Source organism: Ruegeria sp. (genome assembly GCF_028066395.1).
GTDB lineage: Bacteria > Pseudomonadota > Alphaproteobacteria > Rhodobacterales > Rhodobacteraceae > Ruegeria.
In genome coordinates this window covers 23,171-48,267 of the sequence record NZ_JALCBM010000022.1, presented here as the reverse complement: position 1 = coordinate 48,267, position 25,097 = coordinate 23,171, and the positions used below count along the sequence as shown (strand labels likewise).

The window sequence follows — 25,097 nt, the reverse complement described above, 5'->3', positions numbered from 1 at the left end:
ACACGGTCAGACGGTATGAGGACAGGCCGGTATCCTCACCGCTCCAATAGGGCGAGGAGGTCGACAACGCCAGCAGGTGCGGCAGGAAATAGGACAGTTGCGGCATCAGGTCGGCGCGCAGGGATGGGGCCTCGACCCCGATATGAACATGCATGCCGCAGATCAGCATGCGGCGGGCGACGCCACCCAGCGCATGTTGCAACGCGTCATAGCGTTCCTTGCGGGTGTGGGTCTGATCCTTCCAGTTGGCGAACGGATGACAGGATACAGCGATAGGGGACAGGTTGTATTCCGCCGCCCGTTTCGACACGCAGGACCGCAGGCGTTTCAGGTCGTCCCGCGCGGATTTGATCGTGGCATGGGGGCGGGTGCCGACCTCGATCTGGCATTGCAGGAACTCGGGGCTGACCTGTCCCTGAAAATCGTTCTGGCAGGCCTCCATCAACGCTTCGGGGGCTTCGGCCAATTGCAGGCTGTCGCGATCGACCAGCAGGTATTCCTCTTCAATTCCCAGCGTGAATTCCTGCTGCATGGCGGCCCTCGTGCTTCAATTCCATTCAGTGAATACGGAAATTTCCGTTTTGCCAAGGGTTTGGGGCCGCCCGCCTTGCGAAGCCCCGCCCAGCAGCGGTATGGAACAGGCACAGGTAAATTGTGGAGCCGCCCCCGTGAAACCCAGAAAATTCCCCCAGATCAACGCCGCCCTTGACGAGTTGGGGGTCAGGCTGATCGACAAGGCCCCCGAGCAGGAGGAGCGCGCGCGGCTTGAGGCGTTCGAGCAGGCAGGCGGGTTGACCCGTCCGGCCTATGCGCTGTCGCCGGGGATGGAGGGGTTCGATATCGCGCCGCTGGCTGCGGAATACCAGCAGCACAAGGGCGCGTTGGAGGCGTTGAAGGACCCCGCGCGCAATCAGACCGGCTATCGCCTCGGCAATGGCTACTATGACAGCCCGGATGCGGATGCGCTCTATCTGATGATCCGGCGGTTTCAGCCCAAACGCGTGATCGAGGTCGGATGCGGCAACTCGACCCGCGTCACCCGGCAGGCGATCATTGATGGCGGGTTGGACACGACCATCACCGCAATCGACCCCTATCCGCGCGCCGATATCGCCCATGTGGTCGATCATTTCGAACAGAAACGGTTGGAGGAGGTCGATCCCGCACTATTCGATCAGTTGCAGGCCGGGGACATTCTGTTCATCGATTCCAGCCATGTTGTCAGGATGAGCAACGATGTGGCCCACCTGTTCTGCCGCATCATTCCGGCGCTAAAGCCGGGTGTGGTGATCCATGTGCACGATGTTTTTCTACCCTACGAATATCCCAAGCGGTTCTTCTATGACTGCCCCGGCTGGGGGGAACAGTACATGCTGCACGCCTTGCTGCAATCTGGCGCATATTCAATGCTTTGGCCGGGATATTACCTCCAACAGGCTCGACCTGACGCGGTGGAAGCACTGCCGTTTCTTAAGGACGGGCGGGCGCAAAGTATCTGGGTGCAGCTCAGGGAAAAGTGATCCCAAAGTGATCCGGCGCGGCGAACCCTCCGTACCCCTTTCCATAACAAGCTGGAGAGGAGATAACAGCCATGTTTCGCCGCACATTCCTGAGCGCCGCCGCCGCATTGGCGCTGGCCCTGCCGGTCAAGGCACAAGCCGTCGACATCGTGGACACTGCCGTATCTGCAGGGTCCTTCAACACGCTGGTCGCCGCCGTTCAGGCCGCCGGTCTGGTGGACACGCTCAAGGGCGACGGACCCTATACGGTCTTTGCCCCAACGGATGAGGCCTTTGCCGCATTGCCCGAGGGCACCGTGGAAAGCCTGTTGCTGCCGGAAAACAAGGATCAACTGGTGTCGATCCTGACCTATCACGTGGTTCCGGCCAAGATCATGTCCGGCGACATCGCGGGCAAACGCGCCAAGGTTCTGACCGTTCAGGGCGACCGGCTGAGCGTCAATGCCAAGAACGGTGTCAAGGTCAACGGGGCCGAGGTTGTTCAGGCCGATATCGAGGCCAGCAATGGCGTCATCCATGTGATCGACGCGGTGATCATCCCCGAATAACACTACCCACTTTCACCAAAAACAAAGCCCCGGTCACGATGGCCGGGGCTTTTTTGCCGTCTGGGGAAGGGGTTACACCAACCGGACCTGCGTGCCGATCTTGACCAGCGGATACAGTTCCTCGACATGCTGGTTGTAAAGGCCGATGCAGCCCGAGGAGCTTTGGCGTCCGATCTTGCGCGTATCATGGGTCCCGTGCACCAGATAGGCAGGCCAGGACAGGTACATGGCACGGGTGCCCAGCGGGTTGCCCGGATCGCCGCCCTCCATCCGAATGGGCAGATCGGGATCGCGTTCGCGCATCGAGGCGGTCGGCGTCCAGCTTGGGTTTTCGGCCTTGCGCACCACTTCGGTGTAGCCACGCTTGGTCAGTTCCTCGCTCATCGGCACCGAACTCGGGTACAGCCGATAGGTGCCATCCGCGCCCCAGTAATGGACCGCGCGGCTGGTGATGTCGGCCAGCAGGCAGCCCACACCAAGTTCATCAAAGTGATCCTGCCAGTTCTGTTGCGAGAACGACGACACGTTGCGGCGCACCGGCAATTGCGTGCTGATCGCCTCTTCATCCTGTGGAAAGGCGTCGATGCTTTGTGCCCGCACAAGGGCAGGGGTGGCCAGAAGGGACGCAGCCCCCATCAGGGCCGAACGGCGGGTCATGCGGGAATGGGACAAGGCTGCCTCCGGTGTTCGTTGATCTGCTCGGTTCGTGATTTGCGGGTAAAATATTGGTGTGCGCCCGTGATTTCCAGAGGTCGGGACCTGAATTTGTCGTGAACCTGGCCCGGCGCAAAGAAAAAGCGGCCCGAAATCGGGCCGCTTGGGGTGTTTTTCAGGCGAATGGATCAGTCCATGGCCTTGAAGTTGAACTCGCCACCTTCCTTGATGCCCGACGGCCAACGCGAGGTCACGGTTTTGGTGCGCGAATAGAACTTGAAGCTGTCCGGGCCGTGCTGGTTCAGGTCGCCGAACATGGATTTTTTCCAGCCGCCAAAGGTGTGATAGGCCAGCGGCACCGGGATCGGCACGTTGATGCCAACCATGCCGATGTTGATCCGGCTGGCGAAATCGCGCGCGGTGTCACCATCGCGGGTAAAGATCGCGGTGCCGTTGCCATATTCATGGTCCATCGCCAGTTTCAGCGCCTCTTCATAGGAACCCGCGCGGACGGTCGACAGAACCGGGCCAAAGATCTCCTGCTTGTAGATATCCATGTCCGGGGTCACGTTGTCGAACAGGTGCGGGCCGACAAAGAAGCCGTCCTCATAGCCCTGCAGGCTGAAATCGCGGTTGTCGACAACCAGCTTCGCGCCCTGTTCCACGCCCGAATTGATCAGGCCCAGAATGCGCTCCTTGGCGGCTGCGGTCACGACCGGTCCCATGTCCACGTCGTCGCCTGCGGTATAGGGGCCGACCTTCAGCTTTTCGACACGCGGGATCAGTTTTTCGATCAGCGCGTCAGCGGTTTCCTCGCCCACCGGCACAGCGACCGAGACGGCCATGCAGCGTTCGCCTGCCGCGCCGAAACCGGCACCGACCAGCGCGTCAGCGGCCTGATCCAGATCGGCATCGGGCATGACGATCATGTGGTTCTTAGCACCGCCAAAACATTGCGCGCGTTTGCCGTTGGCGGTCGCGCGGGCATAGATATACTGCGCGATCGGGGTCGAGCCGACAAAGCTGACGCCCTGAATGATCTCGCTGTCCAGCAGGGTATCCACGGCTTCTTTATCGCCATTGACCACCTGGAACACGCCTTTGGGCAGACCGGCCTCGACAAACAGTTCCGCCAGCATCAGCGGGACCGAGGGGTCGCGTTCGGACGGTTTCAGCACCACCGCGTTGCCGCAGGCCAGCGCCGGGCCGACATGCCACAGCGGCATCATGGCGGGGAAATTGAACGGCATGATCGAGGCGACAACACCCAGCGGCTGACGCATGGAGTACATGTCGATGCCGGGGCCTGCGCTGTCGGTGAACTCTCCCTTCAGCATCTGCGGCGCGCCGATGCAGTATTCGATCACTTCCAGACCGCGCTGCAGGTCGCCCTTGGCGTCGGGGATGGTCTTGCCATGCTCGCGGCTCAGCGCCTCGGCCAGCTTGTCCATGTCGCGGTTCATCAGGCCAACCATCGCCATCATCACGCGGGCGCGTTTCTGCGGGTTGGTGGCGCCCCAAGCAGGCTGGGCAGCAGCGGCGCTTTCGATGGCGGCGGTGGTTTCCGCAACGCTCGCCATAGGGCATTTATACTGCACTTCGCCGGTGGCGGGGTTGAAAACATCGTCGAAACGGCCCGACGTGCCAGCCACGTTCTCGCCGTTGATGAAATGGGTCAGGTCTTGCATCGCAAACTCCTCCGGGATGATTGTGCGCAGAATAGGCTTGCAGAAATCCCCTGAACAGAGGCAATAGTTCAAAAGAGTTTTGCAAAAATGCAAAGGATGGGCGATGACCCCAAACTGGGATGACATGCGGGTTTTTCTGGCCGTCGCACGCGAAGAAAGCCTGTCGGCGGCGGGGCGGGTGTTGAAACTGGACCCGGCCACCGTCGGTCGCCGGATCGCGCGGCTGGAAGGCGCGGTGAATGCGGTTCTGTTTACCAAGTCTCAGCAGGGCTATGTGCTGACCAGCGCCGGAGAGCGGCTGATGGATCACGGGCTTGAGGCGGAAGAGGCGCTGCGCGCCGCGACGGGGGCGGTTTCGGGGCCGACGAAATCCCTCAGCGGTCAGATCAGGATCGGTGCGCCGGATGGCAGCGCGAACTATCTGCTGCCACAGGTCTGCGCCCGGATCAGCGACGCCAACCCCGATCTGGACATCCAGATCCTGGCCCTGCCGCGCATCATCAACCTGTCCCGGCGCGAGGCGGATATGGCTGTTACCGTCAGCGCGCCCTCGGCCGGGAAACTGCTGGTACAGAAGATATCCGACTACAAGTTGCACATGGTTGCGACCGAGGATTATCTGAACCGCCACGGCCCGATCCGCACCGTCGAAGACCTGAAAGGGCACCGGATGATCGGCTATATCCCGGACATGGTGTTTGACCGGGAACTGGATTACCTCAATGACATGGGCGTTGACCGTGTCGCGCTTGCATCAAACTCGGTCTCGGTGCAGCTGCGGCAGGTGTCGCTGGGAACCGGGGTCTGTGTGGCGCATGACTTTACGCTGCCGTTCCACCCGGGGCTGCGGAAAATCCTGACAGATCAGATCAGTCTGACCCGGGGGTTCCATCTGGTGCGCCATCAGGGCGACCAGCGCAACGAACGGTTGAACCGCTTTGCCAAGGCCCTGACACGCGGCCTGCGCGACGAGGTTGCGCGGCTTGAGGCCCAAGCTGCATCTTGACAGGGTCCGTCATTCCGGCAACGCTTTGGAAAACAGTACGTTAAGCCGGAGGTTTTTCTGAAATGCTTGTTCAGGCCATTCTCAAGTCCAAGGCCGCCGAAGGTGTGGTCACTGTCGAGCCCTCGGTCACCGTCTCGGAAGCTGCGAAAATACTGGCGGAAAAACGGATTGGTACAGTCATCGTCTCGGATGATGGCGGCAAGACTGCTGCGGGCATTCTGTCCGAACGGGACATCGTGCGCGAACTGGCTGCCAGCGGCAGCGGCTGTCTGACCCAACCCGTCAGTGCCTACATGACGCATGATCTGGTGACGGCCAGCCGTCAGGATTCGGTTCAGGACATCATGTCCCGCATGACCGAAGGCCGGTTTCGCCACATGCCCGTGCTGGAAGACGGGCAGTTGATCGGCATCGTCACCTTGGGCGACGTGGTCAAGGCACAACTGACCGAGTTGGCGATGGAAAAAGACGCGCTGGAAGGCATGATCATGGGCCACTAGGTCCTGCCGGGGTCCAACCGGCCCCTTGCACCTGCAGCAAAGTTGTGTTTGCTGGCGCAGAAACATTGTTGCGCAGGAGAGCCTGATGCGGGTTGGATTGTATCCCGGAACCTTTGATCCGATCACCCTGGGTCATATCGACATCATCCGCCGGGCCTCGGCCTTGGTCGATAAGCTTGTGATCGGCGTCGCCATCAACCGTGACAAGGGGCCGTTGTTCACGCTGGAAGAACGCGTGGCGATGATCGAGGCGGAATGCGCCTATCTCACCGAACAGACCGGCACCGAGATCGTGGCCCATCCGTTTGAAAATCTGCTGATCGACTGTGCCCGCGATGTGGGCGCACAGATCATCGTGCGCGGGCTGCGGGCGGTGGCGGATTTTGAGTATGAATTCCAGATGGTTGGCATGAACCGGGCGCTGGACGATTCAATCGAGACCGTGTTCCTGATGGCCGAGGCGCGGCATCAGGCGATTGCCTCGAAACTGGTCAAGGAGATCGCGCGGCTGGACGGGGATGTGTCGAAATTCGTCACGCCGCGCGTCCGGGACGCGCTGCATGCGCGACTGCGCTAGAGACTGGGCGCTAGCGCCAGAAGGCGAGCCAATCAAGAAAGTCGTAGAGTTTCTTGCCGAGAAACAGCAGATGCTCGGTGCCGTATAGCGCGACATCCAGCACCAGCGCGCCCAGAATAAGACATCCAAGCCAAATGGCGATTTGATTGGTCATGGCCTGTACGTGCCCGCGCCCCGAACGAAAATACCCGCCCAGATAACCTGAGCGGGCATAAGGGTACAAGCGAAGTCCGAAGGCCTAGTTAAGGCGGCCCATGGCGACGGCCACATCGGCCATACGCACCGAGAAGCCCCATTCATTGTCATACCAGGCCAGCACGCGCACCATGCGGTCATCGACCACGCGGGTCTGATCCGGCGCAAAGATCGAGCTTTCTTCGGTATGATTGAAATCGGTCGACACCAGCGGCGCGGGCTCATAGCCCAGAACACGCTGCATCGCGCCTTTGGCGGCCTCTTCGACGATGGCGTTGATTTCGGCGGCCGAAGTGTCGCGCGCGGCGCGGAAGGTCAGGTCAACGGCCGAGACATTCGGTGTCGGCACGCGGATGGCCGAGCCATCCAGACGGCCCTTGAGGTTCGGCAGAACCTCACCCAACGCCTTGGCGGCACCGGTCGAGGTCGGGATCATCGACATCGCGGCGGCGCGGGCGCGGTACAGGTCGCTGTGGCGGCGGTCCAGCGTCGGCTGGTCGCCGGTATAGGCGTGGATGGTGGTCATGATGCCATGCTCGATGCCGACACCTTCGTCCAGAACCTTGGCCAGCGGGGCCAGGCAGTTGGTGGTGCAGGATCCGTTCGACACCATGTTGTCATTGGCGGTCAGGCTGTTGTGGTTCACACCAAAAACGATGGTCTTGTCGACATTCTTGCCGGGCGCCGACAGCAGGACCTTGCCCGCGCCACGTTCCAGGTGAGTCTTGGCCTTGGTGCCGTCATTGAATTTGCCGGTGCATTCCAGAACGACGTCGCAACCTTCCCAGTCCAGCTCGTTCATGTCGTAGGTCGAGAACATCTGCATCGGGCCACGGCCCAGATCCATGGTGTTGCCCTCGATGGAAACGTCGCGCGGGAAACGGCCGTGCACACTGTCATATTTCAGCAGATGCGCCGAGGTTTCCAGCGGGCCGGTGGCGTTGACCTTGATCACCTCGATGTCGTTGCGGGCCGATGCGGCGATATGCGACAGGGTACAGCGGCCGATACGGCCAAAACCATTGATGCCGACCTTGATGGTCATGAGACGTCTCCAAATGCGCTTGCGTTGCAGGCCATATAGCGGCCAACAGGGAATCTCAAAAGGGCAAAAGCGGCATATTTTTAAGGTGTTAGCGCAAACCTGTGCCGGTTGCGCTAACGCTTGCGCTAAGGGGTGGATCAGGTAGTGTCGGCAACGCGAAGGAAACGAGAGGAAGCGCGATGAGTGGTCTTTTGGCCCTGTTGGACGATGTGGCGGGCATTGCAAAGGTCGCGGCGGCGTCGGTGGATGACGTGGTGGCCGCAGCTGGAAAGGCTGGGGCCAAGACTGCGGGCGTCATCATCGACGACGCGGCGGTGACCCCGAAATATGTGCAAGGCTTTGCGCCGGCGCGGGAATTGCCGATCATCTGGCGCATCGCGCGCGGGTCTTTGTTCAACAAGATCGTGCTGCTGTTGCCGGTCGCCCTGCTGCTGGCCAATTTCGCACCATGGTTGATCACGCCCTTGCTGATGATCGGCGGGTCCTATTTGTGTTTTGAGGGGGCCGAGAAAATCTTTCACGTCCTTTTCCCCCATGGCAGCCATGCCATCGACGAGGACATGAAAGTTCGCGACCCCGGTCATTTGGAGGAACAGAAGGTCAAGGGCGCGATCAAGACCGACTTCATCCTGTCAGCCGAGATCATGACCATCGCGCTGGCGGCTATCGAGGCGCCGAATCTGTGGATGCAGACCGCGACGCTGGCGGTTGTGGGGATCGGTGTGACTGTGGCCGTCTATGGCTCGGTCGGGGTGATCGTGAAGATGGATGATGTGGGCCTGTTTCTGGCGCGCAACGCGCCAACGCCGATCGGGCGTGGGCTGGGCCGGGGACTGGTGCGGTTCATGCCGGTTTTGATGAAAATTCTGTCCATCGTCGGTACGGCAGCGATGCTGTGGGTTGGCGGCTCGATCATCATTCACGGGATGGAGGAGCTGGGCTTTGGCTGGCTGGGCCATCATATCCATGACTGGGCCTATGCGATCGGACATATGGCGTCCGAGCAAATGGTCGGCGCGGTTGAATGGATCGCCAAGGCGACGATGGACGGCATCTTTGGGCTGGCCTGGGGGCTGGTGCTGATCCCGCTGGCGACCAAGGTGATCGGGCCTTTGCTGCCATCGGCGAAGAAGACGACAGGTGGTCACTGATCAAGATTGTCTCCGGGCCGTCGCCTGCTCAGAAGGGGATGCAGAGCGCCGCGGGCGATGGCTTGGGGGCGGTTGTCTCGGCCATGAGTGCTGCGGCGGATTTGATGCCCTTCGATCCTGACGAACTGTACGGAGTTCTGCATTTCCGTCTGCATACCGCCAAAGAGGCCGGTAAACGCAGCGGGTGGGTCGGGGGCCGATTGTATAACCGCTTCGCCGGCGAATCCGCTGACTATATTCCGCTGTCGGGTACGCATCTGGCGCAGACGTTTTCTGCTGCAGGCGTTGAAGCGCCGGACTTTGTCGTCGCACGCGGGCACTATGAGCTGCGGCTGGATTATGCGCAGAAAGCCTATGATGCTTTGAAAGAGAAGTTGGACGCAAAATCGAAATGAAAAGGGCGGGCAAACCCGCAATGAACGGCGTGTTCGGCTTGGTCTGAGTGACACTTATGATGTTGCCCCATGAGGTGCGCGCACCCCATGGGGTTTGGTGCATCAGAACCCGTTGGGGTTGCCTTTGACCACAACACCGGCGCCGTCCACGTTGCCATCCTTGAACAGGGTCACCGCGGCGCCTTCAATCTTGAGGTCCCAGCAGTTTTCGGGGTCGGTGCCATATGTGAAGCACATGCCGTGATCGGTGGCTTTCCAGACCCCGGAATAGCCATCCCCTTTGATGGTGCCATCCGGGGCGTAATATTCGGTGAACGCACCCGAGAGCATGCCGCCCTGATAGGTATGGTCACTCATGGCGGTTTTGATTTCGTCCTGGGTTGCGAAAGACCCGGCAGCGGCTGACGAAGCCGCGAGGATTGCCGCAAGTGCGATTGAGCTGAGGCGTGTCATATCCTGTTCCCTGTACCTTTTGATGGAATGTGCCAGACGTAGCGGTGACAAGGACCGGGGATAGGTGTGGTGACTTCACGTGGGCTCATCAGTCCGTGATGGGGAAAACCAAATGAAAAGGGCGGCCCTGGGCCGCCCTTTGCACGATAAGCTGGGTCTGTTTTACAGCCCCAGCAGTTCCTTGACCTTGGCAACGGTGGCCTCGGCGGTGATGCCGAAATGCTTGTACAGCTCACCGGCGGGGGCAGATGCGCCAAAGCCTGACATGCCGATGAAACCGGCCTTGGCCTCGCGACCGCGTTCGCCCAGCAGCCAGCGGTCCCAGCCACCGGCGCGGACGGCGGCTTCGATCCCGACGCGCACGGCACCGGCGGGCAGGACGCGTTTGCGATAGGCTTCGTCCTGCTCGGCGAAGAGCTCCATGCAGGGCATCGAGACGACGCGGGTGCCGATGCCTTCGGCTTCGAGCATCGCTTTGGCTTCCATCGCCAGAGAGACCTCGGAGCCGGTGGCGATCAGGATGGCCTGACGTTTGGCGTCAGCATCGGCCAGAACGTAAGCACCTTGCGCGGTCAGGTTCTTGGCCTTGTGCTGGGTGCGCACGGTCGGCACACCCTGACGGGTCAGCGACAGGACCGAGGGGCTGTCCTTGAAAGTCAGCGCCAGTTCCCACGCCTCAGCGGTTTCAACCGTATCGGCGGGGCGGAACACATAGGTGTTCGGTGTGGCGCGCGAGATGGCCAGATGTTCGACCGGCTGGTGGGTCGGGCCGTCTTCGCCCAGACCGATCGAGTCGTGGGTCATCACGAAGACTGACGGTACTTTCATCAGTGCGGCCAGACGCATGGACGGGCGGGCATAGTCGGTAAACGCCATGAAGGTGCCGCCATAGGGGCGGATGCCGCCATGCAGCGCCATGCCATTCATCGCAGCAGCCATGCCGTGTTCGCGGATACCGTAGTGGATGTAACGGCCTTTGCGGTTTTCCGGCAGGAATACGCCCATATCCGCTGATTTGGTATTGTTCGACCCGGTCAGGTCAGCGGAACCGCCAACGGTTTCGGTCATGATCGGGTTGACCGCGTTCAGAACCTTTTCCGACGAGGCGCGGGTGGCCAGTTTCGGCTGATCCTCGGACATCTGCTTTTTGAACGAGCGGATGGCACCGGCCAGTTTCTTGGGGGCCTCGAACGCGTAGGCGCGGTTGAACTCGGCCTGCTTACGCTCGGAGATTTGAGCAAAACGCTCCTCCCACGCGGCGCGCTCGGCGGCACCGCGGGCGCCGATGGTTTCCCATGCGGTTTTAACGTTGGCGGGGATTTCGAACGCGTCATGGGGCCAGCCATAGCCGTCTTTGGCGGCTTTCAGCTGATCCTGATCGGTCAGCGCGCCGTGACCCTTGGAAGTGTCCTGCGCCGCGTGGCCCAGCGCGATGTGGCTTTTGCAAGCGATCATCGACGGCTTGTTGGTTTTCTTCGCTTGCGCGATGGCCGCATCGATGGCTTGGGGATCGTGGCCGTCGATCTCGATCACCTGCCAACCGGAGGCGGCAAAGCGTTTCACCTGATCGGTGCGATCAGCCATATCGACCGTGCCGTCGATGGTGATGTTGTTGTTGTCCCAGAAGACAATCAGCTTGCCCAGTTCGTGACGTCCCGCAAGTGTGATCGCCTCTTGGCTGACGCCCTCCATCAGGCAGCCGTCGCCTGCGATCACGTAAGTATAGTGATCGACGATCTTCTTGCCGTAATGGGCGCGCTGGATTTCCTCGGCCATGGCAAAGCCCACGGCGTTCGAGATGCCCTGACCCAGCGGGCCGGTGGTGGTCTCGATCCCGTCGACCAGGAAGTTTTCCGGGTGGCCTGCGGTTTTCGCGCCCAGCTGGCGGAAGTTCTTGATCTCGTCCAGCGTCACATCTGCATGTCCCGTCAGATACAGCAGCGAATAGATCAGCATGGACCCGTGGCCCGCCGACAGGATGAACCGGTCGCGGTCCGGCCAGTTTGGGGCGGATGCGTCGAATTTCAGATGCTTTTCGAACAGCACGGTTGCGACATCGGCCATGCCCATCGGCATGCCGGAATGGCCGGAATTGGCGGCCGCGACGGCGTCAAGGGTCAGGGTGCGGATGGCCGCAGCCTTGTCCCAGTGTTCGGGGTTGGCATTGCGCAGCGCAGTCAGGTCCACGGGCGTTGTTCCTTTGGGTTTGAAGCAGATTGGCCGCTGAATAACATCCACCCTCCAAAGTGCAAGCAGAACCGGCCTTTGGGCCAAAGGCATGGTTCAAGAGCGTGGCCCAAGTGGTTGAAAGCAAAGAGTGGGTATTTTCCGCCACATTCCGTTAGACTAAGCCCAGAACGCGGCGGCCCATGATTCGGGTGACCGCGCAGCAATACGAACCTTGGAAAAGAGGTGACAGGGGCATGAGCCAGATCGAGGAATTACAACGACGCATCATCACCGCGATGGAGCGGATCGGCACCGGAGTTGACGCCTTGGCCGTCGCGCCCCCCGCAGCCCCGCCCGAAGACCCCGAATTGCGGGCCGCGCTGGAAGATGAACGTCTGGCCAATGCGCAACTGCAAGAGCGGATCAAATCCCTGAAAGAAAACCACGATCAGGAGATCGACAGCCTGCGGGCCGAGTTGGAGCAGGCCGAAGCCGCACCCGTTGAGGACCCCGAAAAGGAACAGCTGCGGGAACAGTTGGCCGAGGCGACCTCGACCCTGGCGACGGTCGAAGCGGCCCGGTCCGAATTGGCAGACGCCAAGGCCGCGCTGGAAAACAGTGATGAGCTGGAGGCGCTGAAGGCCGAAAACACGCAGTTGCGCGCCGAACTGGCCGACAGTGAACGGGTGGCCGAGTTGAGCGCCGAGCTGGAGATGCTGCGCGCCGAACGCAGCAGCCATGGTGCCGCGATGTCGCGGCTGGACGATGATCTGCAGCGCATGCGCAAGGCCAATGAACAGTTGCGCGCCTCGGTGGATGAGCTGCGTGCCGCGTCGCAGGACGGGGTGCCGGACGCCGAGCTTTTGAATCGCGCCACCGTGGCCGAGCTTGAAGCCACCCGCGCTGCACAGGCCACTGACGCGGCCGAGGCCCATGCGGTGCTGGCCCGGTTGGAGCCGCTGCTGTCACAGGCGAAACTGACAGAAGGGGAGGTCGAGTAATGCCCGAGGTTACCATTCATATCGGCGGGCGTGGCTTTGACGTCTCGTGCCAGGAGGGGGAAGAGACCTTTCTGATGGCCGCCGCCAAGATGCTGGATGACGAAGCGCAGGTTCTGTCCGACCAGATCGGGCGCATGCCGGAATCGCGGATGCTGCTGATGGCGGGGCTGATGTTGGCCGACAAGACAGCGGCCACCGATGACAAAGTGAAATCGCTGGAAGCCAAACTGGCCCAGACCGAGGCCGAGTTGCAGACCCTGCGCAACGCGCCCCGGCCCGAGCCGGAACGGATCGAGGTTGCGGTCGTGCCGCCCTCGGTCACTGACACTTTGGCGGAAATGGCGGCCCGGGCCGAAGCTCTGGCGGCGGTTGTCGAAGAGAAGGCGGGCGAATGATGGGGCTGCGATGCGTTGTCTATGGCTTGGGCCTGTCCCTTGTGGCCTCTGCCGCAGTGGCCGAGATTGATGTTCTCTCGGTCACATTCACCTGCGAAAACGACACCCAGATTCCAGTGTCTTATTTCAACGCCTCCGATGGATCGGCGGCAGCGGCCATGGTCATTGATGGCGCGTTGGTGGCGCTGCAACAGGCGCCCAGCGGCTCGGGCATTCTGTACGAATCCGTTGGGGCCGAAGGCACGTACACCCTGCGCTCAAAGGGCTGGGACGCCACGATCACCCATCAGGCAGACGGCGCGACAGCCCCGGAACGGGTGTTGTTCAGGGACTGTTCCAGTCGTTAGGTCCGATCCGTCAGATCAGGCGTTGGCTTCGCGGATCTTGTCTGCGGCGTCCTTGTTGTAGCCGACACCGTTTTCGTCAAACAGCGTATCCAACTCACCCGACAGGGTCATCTCGGTGATGATATCGCAGCCGCCGACGAACTCACCCTTGACGTAAAGCTGCGGGACGGTGGGCCAGTCGGAGTAATCCTTGATGCCCTGACGGACCGCCTCATCGGCCAGAACGTTCACGTCGGCATAGTCAACGCCCATATAGTTCAAAACGCCCGCCACGCGCGATGAGAACCCGCATTGCGGCATCTCTTTGGTGCCTTTCATATACAGCACCACATCATTGGCTTTGACGGTTTCGTCGATCTGGGTCTTTACGTCGGTCATTTCGTGTTTCCTTTGCTCTTCGGCATCATCGCCTTGGCGTAGTCTTGTGGGTTCTTTGGGATGTGAGTGTGGGTCGAACTGATTGCGCCGTCATGAGAGCTGTATGTTGAATGGAGAATGTGCTTTCCGCTCCCGGGCTGCGATCCTCGTTTGGTTTTGTGCTTGTTCCTTGCATTGCTCCAAGCCAAGAGCGCAATCAGCAATACAAAAACAGACAGCGCAACCAAGATTACGACCGCGTGTTCCATTTTACTCTGGCACTTTTGTTGTCAGCGCCAGTGCGTGCAGCTCTCCGTCCGGGCCGTCCATCTTGCCTTTCAGGGCCGCATAGACCGCGCGCTGCTGCTGCACCCGGTTTTTGCCGCGAAAGCTTTCGTCCACGACCATGGCGGACATATGCACGCCATCATGCCCGCCGACCTGAATTTCCGCATCGGGAAAGGCGTCGCGCAGCAGGGTTTCGATTTCGTGGGCGCTCATCGGCATGTAGGTTTACTCCTGAAGGTCTTTCCCAAGATGTAGAGCGATGTTGGGGGCCGCGCAAGATGTGCCGGGTCCTGTGGATACGCAAAACCCGCGCCGACGGAGGGCGCGGGTTTTTTCCGTATTTGAAACGAGAAGAAGCGGTCAGGCCACAGCAGCGGCAAAGCTGCTGCGGAAGGTGTCGGTCAGTTCCGCCAGCGGGGCCTCGGAAGTGCCGATCTTGACGCAGTCGCCGGTGAAGCGGCCGACCGAGACCAGCGGAACGCCCGCCTGACCGGCGGCGATCATCAGCGCCTCGGCCTGATCGAAGTTGCAGGCGACCAGATAGCGGGCCTGATCTTCGCCGAACAGGAACTCGGTCGAGGCATCGTCGAGGTGGACGCCAACGCCTGCGGCTTCGGCCAGTTCGAAGGCCGCCAGCGCGAGGCCACCATCGCCCAGATCGGTGCAGGCTTTGATCATCTCACGATTGGCGCGGATGAAGTCGCCGTTGCGCTGTTCTGCGGCCAGATCGACATGGGGGGCGTCGCCGTCTTCGCGGTTGAACACCTCGGCCAGCAGGGCGGACTGACCCAGATGGCCGTTGGTTTCGCCGATGATTAGGGCGACATGGCCCTCGCGAACCTCGTTGCCGATGATCTCATCGCTGTGAGACAGCAGGCCGACCGCGCCGATGGTTGGAGTCGGCAAGATCGCCTGACCGTCAGTTTCGTTGTAAAGCGACACGTTGCCCGACACGATGGGCATGTCCAGCGCGCCGACGGCTGCGCCGATGCCTTGGATTGCGCCGACGAACTGGCCCATGATCTCGGGCTTTTCGGGATTGCCGAAATTCAGGTTGTCGGTGGTGGCCAGCGGTTTGGCCCCAACGGCGGTCAGGTTGCGATAGGCTTCGGCCACGGCCTGTTTACCACCTTCAACCGGGTTGGCGCGGACATAGCGCGGGGTCACGTCGCTGGTGAAGGCCAGAACCTTGTCGGTGCCATGCACGCGCACCATGCCCGCGCCCAGACCCGGCGTGCGCGAGGTGTCGGCCATGACCATGGTGTCATATTGTTCATAGACCCATTGCTTGCCCGCATAGTTGGGAGAGGCGAGCAGGGCGCGCAGACCGTCGATCGGATCGATCTGGGGGACTTCGGAAAGCTCCTCGGCTTGCGGAGTAGGCTCCCACGGGCGGTCATATTCCGGCGCGGTCGAGGAGAGTTTGGACAGGACCAGATCGGCCTTCACCTCACCATTGTGCATGATCAGGAAACGATCCTCGGCAATAGTTTCACCGACGATGGCGAAATCCAGATCCCATTTTTCGAACACGGCGCGGGCCTCAGCCTCCAGTTCAGGTTTCAGCACCATCAGCATGCGTTCCTGAGATTCCGACAGCATCATCTCATAGGCTGTCATGTTCTCTTCGCGCTGGGGCACGTTTTCCAGATCAAGGCGCACGCCCAGACCGCCCTTGTCGCCCATCTCCACGGCAGAGCAGGTCAGACCCGCCGCGCCCATATCCTGGATCGAGATCACGGCGCCGGTCTGCATCAGTTCCAGCGTCGCCTCCATCAGGCGTTTTTCGGTGAAGGGGTCGCCGACCTGAACGGTGGGGCGCTTTTCTTCGATCGTGTCGTCGAACTCGGCTGAGGCCATGGTTGCGCCGCCCACACCGTCACGGCCGGTTTTGGCACCCAGATAGACCACGGGCATGCCGACGCCCGAGGCTGCCGAGTAGAAGATCTTGTCGCTGTCAGCCAGACCGGCGGCGAAGGCGTTTACAAGGCAGTTGCCGTTATAAGCCGGGTGGAACCGAACCTCGCCACCGACGCAGGGCACGCCGAAACAGTTGCCGTAGCCGCCGATGCCTTCGACCACGCCGTTGACCAGTTGGCGGGTTTTGTGGTGGCCGGGCTCACCGAAGGACAGCGCGTTCATCGATGCGATGGGACGCGCGCCCATGGTAAAGACGTCGCGCAGAATGCCGCCCACGCCGGTCGCCGCACCCTGATAGGGCTCGATATAGGACGGGTGGTTGTGGCTTTCCATCTTGAAGACCACGGCCTGACCATCGCCGATATCGACCACACCGGCATTCTCACCCGGGCCGCAAATCACCTGAGGTCCCGAGGTGGGCAGAGTGCGCAGCCATTTCTTCGAGGATTTATACGAACAATGCTCGTTCCACATGGCCGAAAAGATGCCGAGTTCAGTGAAGGTCGGCTCACGCCCGATGATCTCGAGGATCATGTCGTATTCCTCGGGCTTCAGCCCGTGGGCGGCAATCAGATCGGGTGTGATGGCGGGCTCTTGCATCGTTTGTCCTGTGTCCAAGGTGGCCGAGATTGCGGGCCTTTTAGGGCAAGGGCGCGCCGGGGGGAAGGGTCAAGACCGCGCAGGGTCTCAGAACCTTTGGCCGACATAGATATAAAGCTGGTCTTCGCCCAGATCGTTGTGCGCCCAATCGACCGCGAAATCGACCGGGAATTTCTGCGACACGCGATAGCGCGCGCCCAGACCATAGGCCGTGTGGGTGCCGTCCGCAGACAGGTCGCCGTAGCTGTCTCCGGTCTGGCCCGCGCCGCCAAACGCCACGGCGCCCAGCCGTTTGGTGAACTGGTGCCGGTATTCGATCTGCAGGGACGCCGACCGCAAATCGAGGAACTGTGTCACCGGAAAGCCGCGAAACGCATCGGTGCCGCCCAGTGAGCATTGGTCGAAAAACGGTGTCTCATCCGAGGCGGCGCAGGTCGATACCCGCGCGGCAATGACGCCCTTGGGGATGGGGTTCCAGTAATGGGTGAAGTTGATGAAGGCCTTGGAATAGTCGCCCGTCAGCCCGGTCAGCGTATGACTGTAGGCCAGCTCGGTCTGCAGGTTGAAGCCGGAGGTGGGATAGATCGTATCATCGCGCCAGTCCCAGGCGGCGACCAGGGTGGGCGTCACGATCTCCATATCCAGAAACTGATCGAAAGGCGGGGGGATCGGGGGCAGGCCAAGCCCGTCGAGACTGACCGAGGTGTTCAGGTATCGCACTGCCAGCCCGGCGGAGATTTCTGGGGTGAAGCCATAGGACAGCTCGATCCGGGCCAGATCGCCGTCTTGCGTCACCGGCAGTTGTCCGGCGGCGGTGAAAAGGTCGTAGTTGATATTGGCCTTGGCGTATAGCGTCTCGATTTGCCAGCGGTTGTTGTCGAAGGCGAAATTGGCGGCACCGCCATAGGCCTGACTGCCATTGCTGGAGCGCAGCGCCGCAACCCCGAACAGCGAGGGTTTTGAGCTTTCATCCAGTTGAAACAGATATCCGGCCCCCAGCGTCAAGCCAGAGCCAATTGTTGGGTCGGAAAACGGGATCGGCACCGCGATGAAAGAGCCGTTGCGGAACCCTATGGCGGCCTCTTCCTGCGCTTCGTCGAACGGGTCCACATTGGCTTCCAACGTCACCGAACCGGCCTGCGCCAGCGGCGCGGTCAGGACGGTAACAGTGGTTGCAAGGGCGGCAGGTCTCACGAAAGGGAACCCTTTGAACATGCGGACCGGAACCGAGGGCGACCCCGGTTCCGGTATTGGCATCAGGTCTGGCCCTGATCCTTGTTCACCTCGGCCGTGGCCGCGGCCCCAATGGCGGTTTTCTGTTCTGGGGTCAGGTTCTCGGCCTCGTCCAGACCGGGGATGGCCACGCGCACTTCGCGGCGGGCGAAGTCGATGCCGTTTTCCTTGAACGCCGCCTTGACTCGGTTGAAGATTTCCTTGCGCAGGGTGAACTGTTTGCCCGGTTTGGCCATGAACTTGCCCCGGATGATCATGCCCACATCGTCAAAGTCGAAGACGCCTTGCGACTTGAAAGGCTGCAGGAAGCCATCCTTGTGGATTTCGTCCTCCATCATCTCGGCGCCGATCTTCTTGAAGATTTTCTTGACCTTGTTCGGGTCGGTATCGAAGGGCACGGTGAATTTCAGCTTCATGATCACCCAGTCGCGGCTGAAATTGGTCAACTTCTGGATCTCGCCATAAGGGATCGTATGCACCGGGCCGCGATGGTGGCGCAACTGCATGGACCGGATCGAGATTTTCTCGACCGTGCCCATGGTGCCGCCCACATCGACATATTCCCCCACGCGGAAGGCATCGTCGATCAGGAAGAAGATGCCGCCCACGATATCAGCCACCAGTTTCTGCGCGCCAAAGCCGATGGCCAGACCCAGAACACCGGCACCGGCCAGCAGGGGGGTGATGTTGATCCCCAGCGCGCCCAAGGCGAGCAGACCGAAGATCACCGCGATGGTGATCTGCGCGGTGATCCGCAGCAGCGGCAGAACTGTTGCCAGACGCGAGCCCCCGGCACCGCCACCTTCGCCTCCGGCCTCTTCATCCAGCGCTTCGGCGGCGGTCTGTTCCTGGGCCAGACGGCGGTTGATCCACAGCGAGACGACCTCGTTGATGATATAGCCGGTGGCGATGATCAGCAGGAACTCGATCACCGCGCCGCCCACTTCGGCGCTGACCCCGGCCGAAGCGACATGGCGCAGGTCAAGTTGCCAGGCACGGGCAATCATGAAGACGACGAACAGGGCGGCCAGAACCCGGCCAATGCGGATATAGCTGCGCTTGGTCGACCGATAGGCCTGTTCGGCCAGTGGCCCTTCGCCAGCCATGGGCGGTTGCAGATGGCGCACCAGCCCGCGGATCAGGGTATCCAGCGCCGGTGCGATCAGCAGCCAGAACATGGTGGTGAAATGCGGCCCCTTGACCAGCAGGGCGCGGATCGCCGGATCGCGCTGCGCGGCCAGAAACTCGACCAGCAGCCAGATCACCGCCGAGACGCCGATGGCGAAATAGGGGTAATACTGCGCCACCTCTTCGTCGAATTTCGTATGGTCGGGGTCGGTGCCCAGCATCATCTGCGACAGCCCTTCGCGCGCGGTCCAGGCGATGACGCCGATATAGATGTGAATCGCCGCATTCAGCCAGAACCCGATGCGCGTGTCGGCAGGTGTAACGCCGTTCAGCGCGTTGAACCGGACGACGAACAGGGTCAATCCGATCAGGATCAGCAGCCCGATCAGGTTGCGATGCAGATATTTCGCCCAGTGATCGTCAATATTGACCAACCGGTAATGCGGTTTGTTGGGGGCCAGAATAAACCGCGAGGTCGCGGCCCCAAGGCGCGGAATCCAGATCAGGAAGAACACAAACGGCGCAGCATAGGTAAGCTGTTCCGGCGTCAGCAGCCCGCGTCCCAGCACGCGGACAACCGCATAGAACACCACCAACCCCGCAATTTCACGGCAGAATCGGCGGAACAGATACCGAAGCGCGCCCCAAAGATCCGCGTCCTCGGACACTTCGGCCTGACTGAACCACTTTCGGGTCAGGAACCCGAACAGCTTTTCCCCGATGAACCCGGCTATCAGGACCGACAGAACCAGCCCCATCAGGGTAAACACCCCGGTCGTCCCGAACGTGGCCGAGAAATTGCCGAACGCGGTGATCTGCGCGCTGACGATATTGGGCAGGGTGGTCAGAACCTGCGTCCATGACGCGACCATCTCGGCCCAGATTTCATGGATTTCGGTCAGAGGGTCCTCTTGATCCGCCGCGGCTGCCGCCTGTTCCTTGGCGACGGCATCCAGACGCTCCAGCAGAATGGCACGCACCTGATCGTCGGACATGCGGGCGACCAGCCCGTCGACCTGCTCGGGCGTCAGATCGGCGGGGATGGTGACGGGCGCGGTGGCAGTATTGTCCTGAGCATGCACAGGCCCCGTCAATAATAACACGGACATGAACGCCAGCAGCAGGCGAAATAGATGGAACATGGATTTTGCCCTCGATCACGAAAAATATGATTGTTTTTTCGGGATCATATGCGCGTGCATGAATTTTTCCCAGTGATTTCATCACGCTTGCGACACAAGACGGGAAAAATCCAAAAAAAAGGCCGAGCACTAAGCTCGGCCAAAGTCCAACAGGGAGGTATGAAGATGATGAGCGTTGCAGCATCACCGCCTTCGAGAGGTGATTTAGGACTCGTGCCGCCCCCATTCAAGGTGTTTTACAGGTTAAAGGATCATGTCCGCTATGCCGTCAGCGCATAGCTAGAGTTTTCCCATTTGTCTCAATTGCTTACGGTGCGCGATGATCTCATCCTGAACGAAGTCACGGAAGGCCGCGACGCGCTTGGAATGGCGCAGTTCCTCGGGATAGGCCAGATAGACCGGCACATCGGCGCTTTCATCCTCGGCCAGGACGGGCACGAGATCGGGGAATTCCTTGGTCACGTAGTCGGGCAGGACACCGATACCCAGATCATGCAGAACCCCCTGAAGCACGCCGAAATAGTTGTTCACCGTCAGCAACGAGCCCGGATTGAACGTCATCAGGTGCCGCACCATCGTGGCGCTGGCGCTGACCTGCGGGGCCGAAGGCGTCTGGCAGATCAGCCGGTGCTTGGCGATGTCTTCGGGTTTTTCCAGCGGTTCCTGATGGGTGTCCAGATATTTGCGGGTTGCGTAAAGATGCATCTGCACCGTCATCAGCCGCTTGCGGATCAGATCGGCCTGGCTGGGCTCTTTCATGCGGATGGCGACGTCCGCCTCGCGCATGGGCAGGTCCAGCACCCGTTCTTCCAACATCAGGTCGATATTGAGGTCGGGGTACTGATCGTAAAGCTTGGGCAGGCGCGGGGCCAGCCACAGGGTGCCGAAGCCGAAGGTGGTGGTGACGCGCAGAACGCCGAACACCTCATCCTCGCTATCGCGGATACGGGCGGCGGCGGCGTCCAGACGTTTCGACATGGCCGAGGTCGCATCGAACAGCAATTCCCCCTGTTCGGTTAGAATCAGTCCTCGCGCGTGGCGGTGAAACAGGGTGGCATCCAGCGATTCTTCCAGCGCGCGGATCTGTCGGCTCACGGCGGATTGAGACAAATTGAGCTTGTCCCCCGCATGGGTCAGGCTGCCCGCATCCGCAACCGCGTGAAATATTCTGAGCTTGTCCCAATCCATCGCCGCAACTTTCGTTATCCTGCGGCAGACCTATATGAAACAGGTAACAATTTCCACAATCAAACCGCGAAATCGTTACGGTTAAGGGGAAATTTACTATACAGGTCAGCAATCATGACCTAAAATGCGTGAATATGAAGCACACTAATCCGACGAGGGGAGACGTCAGATGAGTCAGCCGAAAATATCACTAGATGACAGGTTTGATCTATCCAAAAGCCCGGTTCTGCTGAACGGGACGCAGGCGCTGGTGCGTTTGATGCTGATGCAGAAGGCGCGCGACCGGCAGGCGGGGTTGAACACCGCTGGTCTGGTCACCGGCTATCGCGGATCACCGCTGGGCGCGGTCGATTTGCAGATGACCCGGGCGCAGAAGCAACTGGTCGAAAATGATGTGACCTTCCAATACGGGCTGAACGAGGATCTGGCCGCCACCGCCCTATGGGGCAGCCAGCAGGCCGGGCTGCGCGGCGATGGCAAGTTCGATGGGGTCTTTGGCCTGTGGTACGGCAAGGGGCCGGGTGTGGACCGGTCCGGTGATGTGATGCGCCACGCCAATATGGCGGGCACCGCGAAACATGGCGGCGTGCTGATGGCGATGGGGGATGACCATACCGGCGAAAGCTCGACCGTGTTGCATCAGTCGGAATGGTCGCTGGTCGATATGTATATGCCGGTGGTCAGCCCGGCAGGTGTGCAAGAAATTCTCGACTATGGCATCTACGGATTTGCGCTAAGCCGCTTCGCCGGGGTCTGGGTGGGGCTGAAGACCATGAAGGACACGATCGAGGTGACCTCGGTCGTGGATGGCAGCCCCGACCGGATGCGATTGGTGGTACCAGAATTTGACATGCCCGAGGGCGGGCTGAACATCCGTCTGGGCGACACCCCGCATCTGCAAGAGGGGCGGGTGATCGATTACAAACGCTTCGCGGCCGAGACGTTTTCTCATGCCAACCGGCTGGACCGGCGGGTTTGGGGCAAATCGGGGGCTAAGATCGGTATTGCGGCAGCGGGCAAGAACTGGCTGGACCTGACCCATGCCATGTCGCTGCTGAATATCGACGCGGACGAGGCCGAGCGTCTGGGCCTGACTACCTACAAGATCGGTCAGACATTCCCCTTGGATATGAAGGGCTTCCACGACTGGGCTGAAGGGCTGGATCTAATCATAATCGTCGAAGAAAAGCGCAAGCTGATCGAGGTGCAGGTCAAGGAAGCGATCTTTGACGACCGCCGGGGCCGCAGGGTCTATGGCTGGTACAAGGGCGGTGCGGGGACCCTGCACCGCGAGGAATTGTTCCCCACCCGCGGCGCGCTGGACCCGATCATGATTGCCGAAAAGCTGGGTGGCATTCTGATCGAAGAGGGGCGCGATACCGATGGCATTCACGCTGGGCTTGCCCGGTTGTCCGAGGCGCGCCGGGCTGACAATGCTCAGGAAATCGCGGCGCGGCTGCCGTATTTCTGCTCGGGCTGTCCGCATAACAGCTCTACCCGTTTGCCAGATGGCAGCCGGGCCTATGCCGGGATCGGCTGTCACTACATGGTGCAGTGGATGGACCGCGAAACCACCGGCTTTACCCAGATGGGGGGCGAGGGTGCCAACTGGATCGGTGAGGCTCCGTTCTCGACCACGCCGCATGTGTTCCAAAACCTGGGCGACGGGACCTATAACCACTCGGGCGTGCAGGCGATCCGCGCGGCGCTGTCGGCGGGCACCAACATCACCTTCAAAGTTCTCTTTAACGACGCCGTCGCCATGACCGGCGGGCAGGAGAACGAGGGCGACCTGACGGCGGAGCGTATCGTGGCCGAGGTCACCGCCATGGGCGTCAAACATGTCGCCGTGGTCTATGACGAAAAGGAAGATGTGAACTTCAAGGCCCTGCCATCCGGTGTCGAAACCCATGAACGGGCCGAGTTGATGCGCGTTCAGGAAAAGTTCCGTGAAATCGAGGGTGTATCGGTCATTGTTTACATCCAGACCTGCGCGGCCGAAAAGCGTCGTCGCCGCAAGCGCGGGCTGTTCCCAGACCCGGACAAACGAGTGTTCATCAATACGGATATCTGCGAGGGCTGCGGTGATTGCGGCGTACAGTCGAACTGTGTCTCGATTGTACCGAAAGAGACTGAGCTGGGCCGGAAACGGGCCATCGACCAGTCGAGTTGCAACAAGGATTTCTCTTGCGTGAATGGGTTCTGCCCGTCCTTTGTTACTCTGGAAGGGGCGAAAATCCGCAAAGAGGCCACCACTCAGTTGGACCTGCCGGACCTGCCAGAGCCGGAATTACCGCAGATCAAGGGCACCCATAACGTGGTGATCACCGGCGTCGGTGGCACCGGCGTGGTCACCATCGGCGCTGTGCTGGCGCAGGCGGCGCAGATCGACGGAAAGGGCGCCGGGGTGATGGAGATGGCCGGGCTGGCGCAAAAAGGCGGCGCGGTGCATATCCATTGCCGCCTGGCCAACCACCCCGACGATATCAGCGCCATCCGTGTCGCCACCGGAGAGGCGCATGCGCTGATTGGCGGCGATCTGGTGGTCTCGGCGGCGGCCAAGACGCTGGGGCTGACCCATGCGGGCCAGACCGGTGCAGTGGTCAACAGTCATGAGATCATCACCGGCGACTTCACCCGCGACACCGAATTCCAAATCCCCGGTGACCAGTTGGAACTGGCGCTGAAGGCGCGGTTGAAGGATGCGGTCAATCTGTTTGATGCCACTGATCTTTCCCGCGCGGTGATGGGGGATTCGATCTATTCCAACATGATGATCTTCGGCGCGGCGTGGCAGCGCGGGCTGCTGCCGATCCGTCATGGTGCGATCATGCAGGCCATCGAGTTGAACGGCACGGCTGTAGAACGCAACAAACGCGCTTTCGAGGTTGGTCGCTGGGCGGTTCTGCACCCCGAAGAGGTGGAAAACCTGCTCAGCCCCAATGTGGCCGAGCTGCCGAAAACGCTGGACCAGATCATCGATTTCCGCGCCGATCACCTGACCCGCTATCAGGGTTCGCGGCTGGCCAAACGATACCGCAAGCTGCTGGCCGGGATCGAGGACGAAACAGTCCGCGAAGCCGCTGCAAAAGGCTATCATAAGCTGTTGTCCTACAAGGATGAATACGAGGTTGCGCGCCTGCTTTTGGAGAGCCGCGCGCAGGCGGCGGCGGAGTTCGATGGCGACTTCAAAATGACTTTCCATCTGGCACCGCCCGCATTGGGCACCAAGGGGGACGGCGACCGCCCGCGTAAACGCGAATTCGGTGAATGGTTCTTGGGCCCGTTGAAACTGCTGACAAGGCTCAAGGTGCTGCGCGGCACGCCGCTCGACCCCTTCGGCTACAGCGCCGAGCGGCGGATGGAACGCGCGCTGATCCGGCAATATGAAAGGGACATGAAACAGGTCCTGCCCAAACTGACGGCTGACACGCGCGATGCTGTCATCGCTCTGGCGCGCCTGCCGCTGGACATTCGCGGCTTTGGCCCGGTTCTGCGGCAGAACGAAACCAAGGCGGCCAAACGGCGTGAGGAACTGTTGGCGGTCATCAAGGGGGGCGGGCCGCAGGTCAGGGCTGCGGCAGAGTGAAGCTTCAC

At 60.9% G+C, this 25,097-nt stretch carries 24 protein-coding genes; 11 read left to right on the top strand and 13 right to left on the bottom strand.

Going from position 1 to position 25,097, the window contains the following annotated elements:
• Positions 1-532: glutamate-cysteine ligase family protein (locus MPJ51_RS09370; RefSeq protein WP_298385181.1), on the bottom strand; the 532-nt coding region annotated here is incomplete at its 3' end.
• A 136-nt stretch (positions 533-668) separates the two neighbouring features.
• On the opposite strand from MPJ51_RS09370, the gene MPJ51_RS09365 reads away from it, so the two are divergent.
• Both MPJ51_RS09365 and MPJ51_RS09360 read left to right on the top strand, forming a co-directional pair.
• Entirely contained in the window at positions 669-1,520 is an 852-nt protein-coding gene (locus MPJ51_RS09365; RefSeq protein ID WP_298385178.1) for a class I SAM-dependent methyltransferase, read from the top strand.
• A 71-nt stretch (positions 1,521-1,591) separates the two neighbouring features.
• Positions 1,592-2,068, top strand: a complete 477-nt coding sequence (locus MPJ51_RS09360; protein ID WP_298385176.1) for a fasciclin domain-containing protein — start codon at positions 1,592-1,594, stop codon at positions 2,066-2,068.
• A gap of 72 nt (positions 2,069-2,140) precedes the next feature.
• Here MPJ51_RS09360 and MPJ51_RS09355 read toward each other — a convergent pair whose 3' ends face one another.
• Positions 2,141-2,725, bottom strand: a complete 585-nt coding sequence (locus MPJ51_RS09355) for a L,D-transpeptidase (RefSeq protein ID WP_298385206.1) — start codon at positions 2,723-2,725, stop codon at positions 2,141-2,143.
• Between the two features lie 185 nt (positions 2,726-2,910).
• Positions 2,911-4,410: a CoA-acylating methylmalonate-semialdehyde dehydrogenase gene (locus MPJ51_RS09350; protein ID WP_298385175.1), complete on the bottom strand. Its 1,500-nt coding sequence runs from the start codon at positions 4,408-4,410 to the stop codon at positions 2,911-2,913.
• A 103-nt stretch (positions 4,411-4,513) separates the two neighbouring features.
• Here MPJ51_RS09350 and MPJ51_RS09345 point away from each other — a divergent pair, with 103 nt between their 5' ends.
• The 3 genes from MPJ51_RS09345 (at position 4,514) to coaD (ending at position 6,493) form a co-directional block, all read left to right on the top strand.
• Positions 4,514-5,416, top strand: coding sequence for a LysR family transcriptional regulator (locus MPJ51_RS09345; protein ID WP_298385172.1), 903 nt, complete (start codon positions 4,514-4,516; stop codon positions 5,414-5,416).
• A 62-nt stretch (positions 5,417-5,478) separates the two neighbouring features.
• Entirely contained in the window at positions 5,479-5,916 is a 438-nt protein-coding gene (locus MPJ51_RS09340) for a CBS domain-containing protein (protein WP_298385169.1), read from the top strand.
• An 85-nt stretch (positions 5,917-6,001) separates the two neighbouring features.
• Positions 6,002-6,493, top strand: a complete 492-nt coding sequence (gene coaD / locus MPJ51_RS09335; RefSeq protein ID WP_298385166.1) for a pantetheine-phosphate adenylyltransferase — start codon at positions 6,002-6,004, stop codon at positions 6,491-6,493.
• A 10-nt stretch (positions 6,494-6,503) separates the two neighbouring features.
• Here coaD and MPJ51_RS09330 read toward each other — a convergent pair whose 3' ends face one another.
• Both MPJ51_RS09330 and gap read right to left on the bottom strand, forming a co-directional pair.
• Positions 6,504-6,647: a hypothetical protein gene (locus MPJ51_RS09330; protein WP_298385163.1), complete on the bottom strand. Its 144-nt coding sequence runs from the start codon at positions 6,645-6,647 to the stop codon at positions 6,504-6,506.
• An 84-nt stretch (positions 6,648-6,731) separates the two neighbouring features.
• Positions 6,732-7,733 (bottom strand): type I glyceraldehyde-3-phosphate dehydrogenase, encoded by a 1,002-nt coding sequence (gap, locus tag MPJ51_RS09325; protein WP_298385159.1) that lies wholly within the window; start codon positions 7,731-7,733, stop codon positions 6,732-6,734.
• A gap of 179 nt (positions 7,734-7,912) precedes the next feature.
• Here gap and MPJ51_RS09320 point away from each other — a divergent pair, with 179 nt between their 5' ends.
• Positions 7,913-8,884, top strand: coding sequence for a DUF808 domain-containing protein (locus tag MPJ51_RS09320; RefSeq protein ID WP_298385156.1), 972 nt, complete (start codon positions 7,913-7,915; stop codon positions 8,882-8,884).
• Positions 8,885-8,922: 38 nt separating this feature from the next.
• On the top strand, positions 8,923-9,279 hold the full coding sequence (locus MPJ51_RS09315) for a hypothetical protein (RefSeq protein WP_298385154.1): 357 nt from the start codon (positions 8,923-8,925) through the stop codon (positions 9,277-9,279).
• A gap of 102 nt (positions 9,280-9,381) precedes the next feature.
• Here the strand turns inward: MPJ51_RS09315 and MPJ51_RS09310 are convergent, their stop codons facing one another.
• Together MPJ51_RS09310 and tkt are read right to left on the bottom strand one after the other, a co-directional pair.
• Positions 9,382-9,732 (bottom strand): hypothetical protein, encoded by a 351-nt coding sequence (locus MPJ51_RS09310; protein WP_298385151.1) that lies wholly within the window; start codon positions 9,730-9,732, stop codon positions 9,382-9,384.
• 162 nt (positions 9,733-9,894) lie between these two features.
• On the bottom strand, positions 9,895-11,919 hold the full coding sequence (gene tkt, locus MPJ51_RS09305) for a transketolase (RefSeq protein ID WP_298385148.1): 2,025 nt from the start codon (positions 11,917-11,919) through the stop codon (positions 9,895-9,897).
• Positions 11,920-12,155: 236 nt separating this feature from the next.
• Here tkt and MPJ51_RS09300 point away from each other — a divergent pair, with 236 nt between their 5' ends.
• Genes MPJ51_RS09300 through MPJ51_RS09290 form a run of 3 tightly spaced genes read left to right on the top strand, consistent with a single transcriptional unit; the run spans position 12,156 to position 13,644 of the window.
• Positions 12,156-12,902 carry a hypothetical protein gene (locus MPJ51_RS09300; RefSeq protein WP_298385145.1) on the top strand — a complete coding sequence of 249 codons (747 nt, stop codon included), beginning with the start codon at positions 12,156-12,158 and terminating at the stop codon, positions 12,900-12,902.
• Positions 12,902-13,297, top strand: coding sequence for a cell division protein ZapA (locus MPJ51_RS09295; protein ID WP_298385142.1), 396 nt, complete (start codon positions 12,902-12,904; stop codon positions 13,295-13,297). The genes MPJ51_RS09300 and MPJ51_RS09295 overlap by 1 nt, the downstream gene beginning before the upstream one ends.
• Entirely contained in the window at positions 13,294-13,644 is a 351-nt protein-coding gene (locus MPJ51_RS09290; protein ID WP_298385139.1) for an MliC family protein, read from the top strand. The genes MPJ51_RS09295 and MPJ51_RS09290 overlap by 4 nt, the downstream gene beginning before the upstream one ends.
• Before the next feature lie 15 nt (positions 13,645-13,659).
• Here MPJ51_RS09290 and grxD read toward each other — a convergent pair whose 3' ends face one another.
• From grxD to MPJ51_RS09260, 6 genes are all read right to left on the bottom strand, one after another.
• The gene (gene grxD / locus MPJ51_RS09285) at positions 13,660-14,022 is read right to left on the bottom strand and encodes a Grx4 family monothiol glutaredoxin (protein ID WP_170458109.1); all 363 of its coding nucleotides are present in this window, start codon (positions 14,020-14,022) and stop codon (positions 13,660-13,662) included.
• A 249-nt stretch (positions 14,023-14,271) separates the two neighbouring features.
• Positions 14,272-14,508: a BolA/IbaG family iron-sulfur metabolism protein gene (locus MPJ51_RS09280; RefSeq protein ID WP_298385133.1), complete on the bottom strand. Its 237-nt coding sequence runs from the start codon at positions 14,506-14,508 to the stop codon at positions 14,272-14,274.
• A 141-nt stretch (positions 14,509-14,649) separates the two neighbouring features.
• A complete protein-coding gene (gene purL, locus MPJ51_RS09275; protein ID WP_298385130.1) occupies positions 14,650-16,809 on the bottom strand; it encodes a phosphoribosylformylglycinamidine synthase subunit PurL in 2,160 nt (719 codons plus the stop codon).
• Between the two features lie 87 nt (positions 16,810-16,896).
• Positions 16,897-18,066: a BamA/TamA family outer membrane protein gene (locus tag MPJ51_RS09270; RefSeq protein ID WP_298385127.1), complete on the bottom strand. Its 1,170-nt coding sequence runs from the start codon at positions 18,064-18,066 to the stop codon at positions 16,897-16,899.
• The gene (locus MPJ51_RS09265) at positions 18,066-20,312 is read right to left on the bottom strand and encodes a mechanosensitive ion channel family protein (protein WP_298385125.1); all 2,247 of its coding nucleotides are present in this window, start codon (positions 20,310-20,312) and stop codon (positions 18,066-18,068) included. The genes MPJ51_RS09270 and MPJ51_RS09265 overlap by 1 nt, the downstream gene beginning before the upstream one ends.
• 279 nt (positions 20,313-20,591) lie before the next feature.
• Positions 20,592-21,500, bottom strand: a complete 909-nt coding sequence (locus MPJ51_RS09260) for a LysR family transcriptional regulator (RefSeq protein WP_298385122.1) — start codon at positions 21,498-21,500, stop codon at positions 20,592-20,594.
• A 169-nt stretch (positions 21,501-21,669) separates the two neighbouring features.
• Here MPJ51_RS09260 and MPJ51_RS09255 point away from each other — a divergent pair, with 169 nt between their 5' ends.
• On the top strand, positions 21,670-25,089 hold the full coding sequence (locus MPJ51_RS09255; RefSeq protein ID WP_298385116.1) for an indolepyruvate ferredoxin oxidoreductase family protein: 3,420 nt from the start codon (positions 21,670-21,672) through the stop codon (positions 25,087-25,089).
• Positions 25,090-25,097: the final 8 nt, after the last annotated feature.